Origin of the sequence: Propylenella binzhouense (genome assembly GCF_009866965.1) — a bacterium.
Taxonomy (GTDB): domain Bacteria; phylum Pseudomonadota; class Alphaproteobacteria; order Rhizobiales; family Afifellaceae; genus Propylenella; species Propylenella binzhouense.
Genome location: NZ_SPKJ01000119.1, coordinates 1 through 10445, shown reverse-complemented (window position 1 = coordinate 10445; position 10445 = coordinate 1). Strand labels below are relative to the sequence as shown.

Annotated in this window: 11 protein-coding genes; 5 read left to right on the top strand and 6 right to left on the bottom strand. The window is 69.6% G+C overall.

The genetic code is table 11. The annotated features are described in order from the left end of the window. Window positions 1-29: 29 nt before the first annotated feature. The 3 genes from cobT to E4O86_RS20495 all read right to left on the bottom strand — a co-directional run bounded on the left by cobT (window position 30) and on the right by E4O86_RS20495 (window position 3605). On the bottom strand, window positions 30-1910 hold the full coding sequence (cobT, locus tag E4O86_RS20505) for a cobaltochelatase subunit CobT (RefSeq protein WP_161142414.1): 1881 nt from the start codon (window positions 1908-1910) through the stop codon (window positions 30-32). 28 nt (window positions 1911-1938) lie between these two features. Then, complete coding sequence (cobS, locus tag E4O86_RS20500; protein ID WP_161142413.1) at window positions 1939-2925, bottom strand: cobaltochelatase subunit CobS; 987 nt, start codon at window positions 2923-2925, stop codon at window positions 1939-1941. A gap of 62 nt (window positions 2926-2987) precedes the next feature. Continuing rightward, complete coding sequence (locus E4O86_RS20495) at window positions 2988-3605, bottom strand: J domain-containing protein (RefSeq protein ID WP_161142412.1); 618 nt, start codon at window positions 3603-3605, stop codon at window positions 2988-2990. A gap of 67 nt (window positions 3606-3672) precedes the next feature. On the opposite strand from E4O86_RS20495, the gene E4O86_RS20490 reads away from it, so the two are divergent. Further along, window positions 3673-3954 (top strand): BolA family protein, encoded by a 282-nt coding sequence (locus E4O86_RS20490; RefSeq protein ID WP_161142411.1) that lies wholly within the window; start codon window positions 3673-3675, stop codon window positions 3952-3954. A gap of 3 nt (window positions 3955-3957) precedes the next feature. On the opposite strand, the gene E4O86_RS20485 is transcribed toward E4O86_RS20490, so the two are convergent. From E4O86_RS20485 to E4O86_RS23335, 3 genes are read right to left on the bottom strand one after another with little or no spacing between them, the layout of a single operon-like run. Next, window positions 3958-5235, bottom strand: coding sequence for an HlyC/CorC family transporter (locus E4O86_RS20485; protein WP_161142410.1), 1278 nt, complete (start codon window positions 5233-5235; stop codon window positions 3958-3960). A 2-nt stretch (window positions 5236-5237) separates the two neighbouring features. Beyond that, entirely contained in the window at window positions 5238-6365 is a 1128-nt protein-coding gene (gene aroB / locus E4O86_RS20480) for a 3-dehydroquinate synthase (RefSeq protein ID WP_161142409.1), read from the bottom strand. Beyond that, entirely contained in the window at window positions 6362-7009 is a 648-nt protein-coding gene (locus E4O86_RS23335; protein ID WP_161142408.1) for a shikimate kinase, read from the bottom strand. Before E4O86_RS23335 ends, aroB begins: the two co-directional genes overlap by 4 nt. A gap of 66 nt (window positions 7010-7075) precedes the next feature. On the opposite strand from E4O86_RS23335, the gene E4O86_RS20470 reads away from it, so the two are divergent. The 4 genes from E4O86_RS20470 to E4O86_RS20455 form a co-directional block, all read left to right on the top strand. Continuing rightward, window positions 7076-7219, top strand: a complete 144-nt coding sequence (locus E4O86_RS20470) for a histidine kinase (protein ID WP_161142407.1) — start codon at window positions 7076-7078, stop codon at window positions 7217-7219. Between the two features lies 1 nt (window position 7220). Next, window positions 7221-8165, top strand: coding sequence for a tyrosine recombinase (locus tag E4O86_RS20465; protein WP_161142406.1), 945 nt, complete (start codon window positions 7221-7223; stop codon window positions 8163-8165). 83 nt (window positions 8166-8248) lie between these two features. Next, complete coding sequence (locus E4O86_RS20460) at window positions 8249-9205, top strand: acetyl-CoA carboxylase carboxyltransferase subunit alpha (RefSeq protein WP_161142405.1); 957 nt, start codon at window positions 8249-8251, stop codon at window positions 9203-9205. Window positions 9206-9355: 150 nt separating this feature from the next. After that, on the top strand, window positions 9356-10445 hold a 1090-nt coding region (locus E4O86_RS20455; RefSeq protein ID WP_161142404.1), incomplete at its 3' end, for a L,D-transpeptidase family protein.

Below are 10445 nucleotides of genomic sequence, written 5' to 3'. Positions count from 1 at the left end.
CGCGGCGCGGCCCCGCACGCGGCGGCCCCTCACGCGGCGGAAGCCCGCGTGCGGCCGGTGCGCGGCTTGGGCGGCGCGGCGTCGAAGAGCTCGGCGAGCTTGTCGGTCATCGCGCCGGCGAGTTCCTCCGCGTCGACGATCGTCACGGCGCGGCTGTAATAGCGCGTGACGTCGTGGCCGATGCCGATCGCGATCAGCTCGATTCCCGAGCGCTGCTCGATGCCCTCGATGACGTGCCGGAGGTGCCGCTCGAGATAGTTGCCGGTATTCACCGAGAGCGTCGAATCGTCGACCGGCGCGCCGTCGGAGATGACCATCAGGATGCGGCGCTGCTCCGGCCGGCTCAGCAGCCGCTGGGCGGCCCATTCGAGCGCCTCGCCGTCGATGTTCTCCTTGAGCAGGCCCTCGCGCATCATCAGCGCGAGATTGCGGCGCGAGCGGCGCCACGGTGCGTCCGCCGCCTTGTAGATGACGTGGCGGAGGTCGTTGAGCCGCCCCGGATGCGGCGGCTTGCCGGCGCGCAGCCATTCCTCGCGCGACTGGCCGCCCTTCCAGGCGCGCGTCGTGAAGCCAAGGATCTCGACCTTGACGCTGCAGCGCTCGAGCGTGCGGGCGAGGATGTCGGCGCAGGTCGCCGCGACCGTGATCGGCCGCCCGCGCATCGAGCCGGAATTGTCGAGGAGGAGCGTCACCACGGTGTCGCGGAAATCGGTGTCGCGCTCCTGCTTGAAGGAGAGCGGCGCGAACGGATCGGTGACGACGCGCGGCAGGCGCGCGGGGTCGAGCACGCCCTCCTCGAGATCGAAATCCCAGGCGCGGCTCTGCTGGGCGAGCAGCTTGCGCTGGAGGCGGTTGGCGAGCCGCGCGACGGCGCCGTGCAGCGTCGCAAGCTGCTTGTCGAGGAAGCTGCGCAGCCGGTCGAGCTCCTCCGGCGGGCAGAGATCCTCGGCATGGATCACCTCGTCGTAGCGCCTCGTGAAGACCTTGTAGTCGGTCTGCGGCTCGTTCTGGCGGCGCCAGTCCGGCCGGCGCGCCTCGCCGGACGGCTCGCGATCGGCGGAGCTCTCGTCGTCCTGGAGGTCGTCGGCATCGGCCGCGCTCTCCTCGGCTTCGCCGGCATCCTCTTCCTCGCCGGTGGTCTCGCTCTGGCCCTCGACCTCCTGGTCCTCGGCATCCTGCTCGGAGGTGCCGCGCGCCGCCTCGTTCCGCTCGGCCTCGCCTTCGGCGTCGTCGCCCGTCTGCTCCTCGTCGCTCTCGCCCGACGGGCCGAACTCGTCGGCCATCTCCAGCGAGACGAGCAGGTCGCGCACGATCTCGCCGTAGCCGCCCTGGTCCTCGATGCTGTCGATGAGGCGGTCGAGATCGCCGCCGGCCTTGCTCTCGATGTGGTCGCGCCAGAGGTCGACGATGCGCTTTCCGCTCGCCGGCGGCGCGTTGCCGGTGAGCCGCTCGCGCACGAGCAGCGCCACCGCGTCCTCGATCGGCGCCTCGGCGCGGTCCGTCACCTCGTCGAGACTGGCGCGGTGATACTTGTCCTGGAGCATCGCGGAGATGTTCGCGCGCATGCCGTCCATCCGCCGCGAGCCGATCGCCTCGCAGCGCGCCTGCTCGACCGCGTCGAAGACGGCGCGGGCGAGCGCGCCCTCCGGCGCGAGCTTCCGGTGCACCCGGGCGTCGTGGCAGGCGAGCCGCAGCGCCATCGAATCGCCGAGGCCGCGCGTGATCGCGGCGTCCTGCGCGGTCAGCCGGCGCGGCGGCTCCGGCAGGCGCATCTTGTTGCCGGCGAGCATGGGACGGTCGGCCGCATAGACCACTTCGAGGTCGCGGTCGCCGGCGACGGCGCGGGCGCACACGGCGACGGCGCGCTTGAAGGGATCGGTCGGGCTCTCGCGCTTCTTTCCGCCATTCATGATCGGCTCTGCGGGTGGGCTCGTGGGATCAGCTGAGGACGACGTTGGCGGTCGACTCGGGCAGCTCGGCGCCGAAGCAGCGCTGATAGAACTCGGCCACCAGCGGACGCTCCAGCTCGTCGCACTTGTTGAGGAAGGTGACGCGGAAGGCGAAGCCGAGATCGCCGAAGATCTCCGCGTTCTCCGCCCAGGTGATGACCGTGCGCGGGCTCATGACCGTCGACAGGTCGCCGTTCACGAAGGCGTTCCGCGTCATGTCGGCGAGCCGCACCATCCGGCTCGCGCGCTCGCGGCCCTGCGGCGTCCTGAGATGGGAGGCCTTGGCGAGCACGATGTCGACTTCCTTGTCGTGCGGCAGGTAGTTCAGCGTGGTCACGATCGACCAGCGGTCCATCTGGCCCTGGTTGATCTGCTGCGTGCCGTGATAGAGGCCGGACGTGTCGCCGAGGCCGACCGTGTTGGCGGTGGCGAAGAGGCGGAACGCCGGATGCGGCCGGATGACGCGGTTCTGGTCGAGCAGCGTCAGGCGGCCGGAGACCTCCAGCACGCGCTGGATCACGAACATGACGTCCGGGCGGCCGGCATCGTACTCGTCGAAGACGAGGGCGGTGTTCGTCTGCAGCGCCCAGGGCAGGATGCCGTCGCGGAACTCCGTGACCTGCATGCCCTCGCGCACCACGATCGCATCCTTGCCGATGAGGTCGATGCGGCTGATGTGGCTGTCGAGATTGATCCGCACGCAGGGCCAGTTGAGGCGGGCGGCGACCTGCTCGATATGGGTCGACTTGCCGGTGCCGTGATAGCCGGTGACCATGACGCGGCGGTTGCGGGCGAAGCCGGCGAGGATGGCGAGCGTCGTCTCGCGGTCGAACAGATAGTCGGGATCGAGATCCGGCACGTGCTCGCCCGTGTCGGAGAAGGCGGGCACCTCCAGATCGGATTCGATGCCGAAGACCTGCCGCACGGACACGGTCATGTCCGGGACGGCTGTCGGGTTCTCCACCGCTGTACTCATGAAATCCTCTCTGGCCGGCGGGGGGCGCGGCTTTTCCGTTGAATGGCTGGATCGCGCCCGCTCTAGCAGAAGCCGACGCTCTTTAGATAGTTATAGGCCTGAATGATCTCGCGCAGCTTGTCCTCCAGCGACCGGTCGCCGCCATGGAGGTCGGGGTGGTGGCGCTTCACGAGCAGCTTGAACTGCGCCTTGATCTCGGCGGGCGTCGCCGTCTCGTCGAGGCCGAGTGTCTGCAGCGACTTCCGTTCCATGTTGCGCAGGCCGCGCGGCTCCTCCCGTTCGGGCGCGCGCGTGCGGAAATTTCCGCCGAGGATCTCGAACGGGTCGTTCGGCGGCTGCTGCCAGCCGAACTTGGCGCGGCCGCCCGGCGGCTGCAACTCCTCGGCATGCGCGCCGCCGACCTTCCAGGTCGGCCGGTGGCCGATCGAGGCCGCCTTCTGGTAGGCCTGGATCGCCTCGTCGTCCATGCCCGAGAAATAGTTGTAGGTCTTGTTGTAGGCCCGGACGTGGTCGAGGCAGAACCAGAAATACTCGCCTTCGGCCTGCCGCCCCTTGGGGGCGCGATATTCGCCCTGCTGCGAACAGCCCTCGGCCTCGCACAGGCGCAGGCTGGCCCGCGCCGGCCGCTGCGGCTCCCTGCGGGTCCGGATCTTGTCGAAATAGGCGGATTCAAGCTTCATCGACGCCACTATGCCCCATGCGCTTCCCTGCGCTCAAGACGACCGACGGTCCGGAGAACGCTTTCCCATGACGATGAAATCGAAGATCGAAACCAAGCTCGTCCAAGCACTTGCACCTGAAATGCTCACGGTCGTGGACGAATCCCACCTGCATGCTGGCCATGCCGGGCACAGGCCCGGAGGCGAAAGCCATTTTCGCATCCGAATCGTTGCGGATGCGTTCGAAGGCAAGAGCCGGCTTGAGCGCCATCGCGCGATCAATGCCATCCTGGCGGAGGAGCTTTCGGGCGGCGTCCATGCCCTGGCGATCCAGGCCTATGCCCCGGGCGAGGCGGCCGAACGATCGTGACCATCAGGTGGCACCGCCGACCTGATTCCGCAAGGGGGCGACGCGCAGCTGCGTGATCCGGTTGCGCGCCCGCCTGAGCACCTTGAAGCGGTAGCCGTGGAAGGTGAATTCCTGGCCGGGCTCCGGGATCGTGTGCGCCTCGTGGATGACGAGGCCCGCGATCGTCGTCGCCTCCTCGTCCGGCAGCGACCAGTCGAGCGCGCGGTTGAGGTCGCGCACCGGCACCGAGCCGTCGACGATGATGGTGCCGTCCGATTGGGGGCGCACGCCCTGGATCTCGACGTCGTGCTCGTCGGCGATGTCGCCGACGATCTCCTCCAGGATGTCCTCGAGCGTCAGCAGGCCCATCACCTCGCCGTACTCGTCGACGATGAGCGCGATATGGGCCTTCCGGCGGAGGAACTCGTTGAGCTGTGCCTGGACCGTGGTGGTGTCCGGCACGAACCAGGCGGGGGAGGCGACGCTCATCACGTCGACGGCGCCCGGATCGCCATGCGCGGCGGCGAGCGCCCTCAGATAGTCCTTCGCATGCAGGACGCCTACGATGTTCTCCGGCTCGTTCCGCCAGAGCGGCAGGCGCGAGAAGGGCGAGCGCATGACCGCCTCGGCGAGCTTCTCCGGCGCGTCGTCCACGTTGAGCATCTTCATGTTCATGCGGTGGACCATGATGTCCGGGACCTCGAGCTGGCTGAGGTCGAGCACGCCGCCGAACATGTCGCGGTCGCCCTTCTGGACGCTGCCCTCGCGGTGGAGGAGGTCGACCGCCCCGCGCAGCTCCTCGTGCGGCGAGACGAGCGACTTGCCGCTCGCGTCGACGCCGAAGAGGCGGAGCAGCAGCCGGACCACCTGCTGCACCGCCATGACGATCGGCGCGAAGACCTTCACCACCACCGCGATCGCCGGCGCGACGGCGAGGGCGAAGGCTTCGGGCACGGTGATCGCCCAGGTCTTCGGGAGCACCTCGCCGAACACGAGCACGAGCACCGTCATGACGGCGGTGGCGTAGACGACGCCCTCCTCGCCGACGAGCCGGATGAACACGCTCGTCGCCAGCGCCGAGGCGAGGATGTTCACCAGGTTGTTGCCGAGGAGGAGGGAGCCGATCAGCTGCTCCTTCTTCTCCAGAAGCGCGTTGGCGATGCCGGCGCGCTTGTCGCCGGAGCGCTCGAGCTGGTGCAGGCGCGCACGCGAGGCGGCCGTCAGGGCCGTCTCGGAACCGGAGAAGAAGGACGAGAGGCAGAGGAGAAGGAGGACGAAGCAGATGATCAGGGCAAGCCACATGGCTAGCGTGCCAGCTCCGCCTCGAGGAAGGACCGCACCTCGCCCGGGCTCACGTCTCCCGCCACGAAGGCGCGGCCGATCCCGCGCGTCAGGATGAAGGTGAGGCGGCCCTGGCGGACCTTCTTGTCCTGGCCGATGTGCCGCATCAGCTCGTCCGCCTCGATCGCGGATCCCGGCACGTCGGAGATCGCGGTCGGCAGGCCGGCGGCCCGGAGATGCCGCTCGACGCGCTCGGCGTCGGCTCCGGGCGCGAGGCCGAGCCCGGCCGAGAAGCGGTGCGCGAGCGCCATGCCGATCGCGACCGCCTCGCCATGCACCAGCCGGCGCGCGTCGAAGCCGGCCGCGGCCTCGAGCGCGTGCCCAAACGTATGGCCGAGATTGAGCAGCGCCCGCTCGCCCTGCTCGCGTTCGTCGGCCGCGACGATCGCGGCCTTGGCGCGGCAGCTCACCGCGATCGCGCGCGTGCGCGCTGCGCCGCCGGCGAACACGGCGGCGCGATTCTCCTCCAGCCAGGCGAAGAAGTCGGCGTCGCCGAGAAGCCCGTATTTCGCCACTTCGGCATAGCCGGCCGCGAATTCGCGGGCCGGCAGAGTATCGAGGACGGCCGTGTCGGCGAGGACGAGCGCAGGCTGGTGGAACGCGCCGATCAGGTTCTTTCCGAGGCGGGAATTGATCCCGGTCTTGCCGCCGACGCTCGAATCGACCTGGGCGAGAAGGGATGTCGGAATCTGCACGAACGACATGCCGCGGCGGACGATGGCGGCAGCGAAGCCCGCGAGGTCGCCGATGACGCCGCCGCCGAGTGCCACGACGGCGTCGCCGCGCTCGAGCCGCGCCTCGAGCACCTGGTCGACGACGGCTTCGAGATGCTCGAGGCTCTTCGTCGCCTCGCCTGGCGGCAGCACGATGGTGATCGCGTCGAGATCGGCCGCGCGGAGCGCGAGGAGGAGCGCGGGCAAGTGGATCGCGGCGACGTTCTCGTCGGTAACGACGGCCAGGCGCACCGCGCCGAGCCGCTCGCGAATGGCAGCGCCGGCCGCCGCGAGCAGGCCCGAGCCGATCAGGATGTCGTAGCCGCGCTCGCCGAGCTCCACGCGGACGGCGGCTTCGGGGCGGTCGATTGCGTTCACGTGTTCTTCTCGCTCTCCAGGAAGCGCTCGAGCCGGGCCACGAGATCGGCGACCACGGCCTGGTGCGGGCCGTCGTTCGACACGACCATGAGGTCCGCCTCGGCATAGACCGGCTCGCGAACCGCGAGAAGCGATCGCATGACCTCTTCCGGATCGGCATGCTGCAGAAGCGGGCGGTTGCTCTTCTTGCGGACGCGGTCCATCAGGATCGGCAGTTCCGCCTTGAGCCAGACGGAAATCCCGTTGGCCCGCACGGCCCGGCGCGTCTCGGCCGCCATGAAGGCGCCGCCGCCGGTCGCGATCACCTTCGGGCCGTCGCCGAGAAGGCGCGCGATCACGCGGCGCTCGCCATCGCGGAACTTCTCCTCGCCCATCGTCGCGAAGATCTCCGGGATGGTGAGGTTGGCGGCGCTCTCGATCTCCGCGTCGGCATCCACGAAGGGGAGGTGGAGGGCGGCCGCGAGCCGCCGGCCGACGCTCGTCTTGCCGGCCCCCATCATGCCGACGAGAACGATGCTGCGGCCGCGCAGGTCCGCGGCGATCCGCGTCGCCTGATCGATATCGGCAGCCGACAGCTCCACCTGCTCGTTCTCCCCGGTCGACGAGCGCTCACGTGGTGCCGCCGGCGCCGACCTGTCAAGCATCGGGCCCATGCCTTGAAATGACGGGCCACGAACGGGATAAGGAAAGAAACGGGGGTTCGATCGCCAATGCCGACTCTCTTCCGATTCCTGTTCGTGATCGCGGTGATTGCGGCTCTCGTCTACGGCACCATGCTGGCGCTGGTCTTCTTTGTCGAGCCGACCCCCCACGAAATGACCGAGCGCATTCCGGCCAACCGCCTGGACCGCTGAGATGAAGCCTGCCGGAGGCGCGAGCCGGGACGCGGCGCTCAAGGAGGCCTTTCTCGAGATGCTCGCGGCCGAGCGCGGCGCGAGCGCCAACACGCTTGCGGGCTATGGCCGCGACCTCAGCGACTTCCGCGAGACGACGGGCCGCCTCGCCGAGGCCGAGACGTCGGACCTGCGGGCCTACCTTGCGGACCTCGCCAGGCGCGGATTCGCCCCCTCGTCGCAGGCGCGCCGGCTCTCCGCCCTGCGGCAGTTCTTCCGCTTTCTCGTCGAGGAGGGGGTGCGGGAGGACGATCCGGCCGCCAGCGTCGACCGTCCCAAGCCGCGCCGGACGCTCCCCAAGGTGATGAGCGTCGCGGAGGTGGACCGGCTGCTCGCGGCGGCGCGGGATGCCACCGCCGATCCGGCGCTTTCCCCGGCGAAGCGGCTCGCCGCGCTCAGAACGCTGGCGCTGCTCGAGCTCCTCTATGCGACCGGCCTGCGCGTCTCCGAGCTCGTGTCGCTGCCGGCCTCGGCGGCGCGGAGCGAGCGTCCGTTCCTGATCGTGCGGGGCAAGGGCGGGCGCGAGCGGCTGGTCCCGCTCAATGCGGCGGCGGCGGAGGCCGTGCGGCACTATGCGGCGGCGCTGAAGGCGGCGGGGCGTTCCGAGGCGCGCTTCCTCTTTCCCGCGACGAGCGAAGAGGGCCATTTGACGCGCCAGGCCTTCGCCCGCGACCTCAAGGCCGTGGCGGCCGCGGCGGGGCTCGATGCGGCCGACCTCTCGCCGCACGTGCTGCGGCACGCTTTCGCGACGCACCTTCTTTCCGGCGGCGCCGACCTGCGGGCGGTGCAGACGCTTCTCGGCCACGCCGACATCGCGACGACGCAGATCTACACGCACGTTCTCGACGAGCGGCTGAACGCGCTCGTGACGGGGCACCACCCGCTGGCGCGCCGCAAGCCCGGCTGAGCAAGCCGCGCGCTTGACTTGTGGTGACCCCCTCGCCAGTTTGCGCCGCCAAATGCGGGCCGCGGCGCCCATCCGGAAGATAGATGCGGACATTCCTCGATTTCGAAAAGCCGGTCGCGGACCTCGAAGGCCAGATCCAGGACCTGAAGCGCCTGGAGGATGGCGAAGACGGCGTGTCGGTCGCGGAGGAGGTGAGCGCGCTCGAGCGCAAGGCCCACGAGGCGCTGAAGGCGATCTATTCCAAGCTGACGCCCTGGCAGAAGACGCAGGTCGCGCGCCACCCGGACCGGCCGCATGCGCGCCACTACATCGAACGGCTCTTCACCGAGTTCACGCCGCTCGCCGGCGACCGCAAGTTCGCCGAGGACAACGCGATCCTCGCCGGGCTCGCGCGCTTCCGCGGCGAGGCGGTCGCCGTGCTGGCGCAGGAGAAGGGCTCCGACACCCAGGGCCGGATCAAGCACAATTTCGGCATGGCGCGGCCCGAGGGCTACCGCAAGGCGGTCCGCATCATGGAACTCGCCGACCGCTTCGGCCTGCCGGTCGTCTCGCTCGTCGACACCGCCGGGGCCTATCCGGGGATCGGCGCGGAGGAGCGCGGCCAGGCCGAGGCGATCGCGCGCTCGACCGAAATGTGCCTCAAGATCGGGGTGCCGAACGTCGCCGTCGTGATCGGCGAAGGCGGCTCCGGCGGCGCCATCGCGATCGCCACCGCGAATCGCGTCTTCATGCTGGAGCACGCGATCTACAGCGTCATCTCGCCGGAGGGCGCGGCCTCGATCCTCTGGAAGGATTCCTCGCGCGCCCAGGACGCGGCGACCGCCATGAAGATCACCGCGACGGACCTCCTCGGCCTCAAGGTGATCGACGGCGTCATCGCCGAGCCCGTCGGCGGCGCCCACCGCGCGCCCGCCGAGGCGATCAACCGCGCCGGCGACCGGATCGAGACGGCGCTGCGCGACCTCGTCGGGCAGCCGCCCGATGCGCTGCGCCGCGCGCGCCGCGACAAGTTCCTCGCGATCGGCCGCACGCTCGGCTGAGCGTCGCGGCATTCCCGCAACATGTTCCGGGATTCCGGCGCCGCCGCCCGCATCGCGCCGCAATCGCCTTGCAGTAACCTTTCGTCAACGATACCCGTCGCACAGTTGCGCCAAAGAAACAGGACGGCTAAGGCGGGGGGCGGGGCAACCATGCGCACCTCTACACTCCTCAACCGGCGCGTGCCGGCACTGGCGGCAGCCGCGCTCGCGGCCTCTCTCCTGGCGTCCTGCACGGACATCACCGGCAGCGTGCTGCCGAAGCACCTCCAGCCGCTGCCCTATGCGATGAAGGAGCTCGTCGCCAAGAAGGGCATGGACGAGCGCAGCCCGATCCTGGTGCGCATCTTCAAGGAGGAATCGACCCTCGAGGTCTGGAAGAAGGAGAAGGCGACCGGCCGCTTCGCGCTCCTCAAGAGCTACGACATCTGCGCCTGGTCCGGAAAGCTCGGGCCGAAGATCAAGGAGGGCGACAAGCAGGCGCCCGAGGGCTTCTACACGATCACGCCCGCGCAGATGAACCCGAACTCCTCCTACTATCTCTCCTTCAACATCGGGTTTCCCAACAAGTTCGACCAGGCCAACGGCCGCACCGGCCGCTTCCTGATGGTGCACGGCGCGTGCTCCTCCGCCGGCTGCTACGCCATGACCGACGAGCAGATCGGCGAGATCTACGCGCTCGCGCGGCTCGCCTTCGAGGGCGGGCAGCGCTCGTTCCAGGTCCAGGCCTTTCCGTTCCGGATGACGCCGGAGAACCTCGCCAAGCACCGCAACGATCCCAACATGGGCTTCTGGCGGATGCTGAAGGTCGGCTACGACCATTTCGAGGTGACGGGGCAGGAGCCGAAGATCGACGTCTGCTCGCGCCGCTACGTGTTCGACGCGGTGCCGGTCGCCGGCGTGAGGTTCAGCCCGAACGGCGAATGCCCGCCGATGAGCGTGCCCGAGCCGATCCGGGTGGCGGTGAGCCAGAAGGAGGCCATCGACGACGCCAAGACGAAGATCATCGTGGCGAAGCTCGAGGCCGACGAACTGAAGAAGCAGCGCGAGCTCGACGTGCCGCAATCCTCCGGCACCATGCTCGCCCTCTTCGGGCGCGGCGGGACGAAGGCCGAGCCCGCGGCCGGCGCGGCGACGCAGCTCGCGAGCACGGCGGCGCAGGCGGAGACGGTCGCCGCCCCGGCGGCGCCGGTGGTCAAGGCCTCGCTGGTCGCCTCGCTTCCGGACACGAAAGCCCCGGCCG

What these genes read in the sequence shown, in the direction of transcription:
- cobT (WP_161142414.1), bottom strand. Translation starts at nt 1,910, where the DNA reads ATGAATGGCGGAAAGAAGCGCGAGAGCCCGACCGATCCCTTCAAGCGC.
- cobS (WP_161142413.1), bottom strand. Translation starts at nt 2,925, where the DNA reads ATGAGTACAGCGGTGGAGAACCCGACAGCCGTCCCGGACATGACCGTG.
- E4O86_RS20495 (WP_161142412.1), bottom strand. Translation starts at nt 3,605, where the DNA reads ATGAAGCTTGAATCCGCCTATTTCGACAAGATCCGGACCCGCAGGGAG.
- E4O86_RS20490 (WP_161142411.1), top strand. Translation starts at nt 3,673, where the DNA reads ATGACGATGAAATCGAAGATCGAAACCAAGCTCGTCCAAGCACTTGCA.
- E4O86_RS20485 (WP_161142410.1), bottom strand. Translation starts at nt 5,235, where the DNA reads ATGTGGCTTGCCCTGATCATCTGCTTCGTCCTCCTTCTCCTCTGCCTC.
- E4O86_RS23335 (WP_161142408.1), bottom strand. Translation starts at nt 7,009, where the DNA reads ATGCTTGACAGGTCGGCGCCGGCGGCACCACGTGAGCGCTCGTCGACC.
- E4O86_RS20470 (WP_161142407.1), top strand. Translation starts at nt 7,076, where the DNA reads ATGCCGACTCTCTTCCGATTCCTGTTCGTGATCGCGGTGATTGCGGCT.
- E4O86_RS20465 (WP_161142406.1), top strand. Translation starts at nt 7,221, where the DNA reads ATGAAGCCTGCCGGAGGCGCGAGCCGGGACGCGGCGCTCAAGGAGGCC.
- E4O86_RS20460 (WP_161142405.1), top strand. Translation starts at nt 8,249, where the DNA reads ATGCGGACATTCCTCGATTTCGAAAAGCCGGTCGCGGACCTCGAAGGC.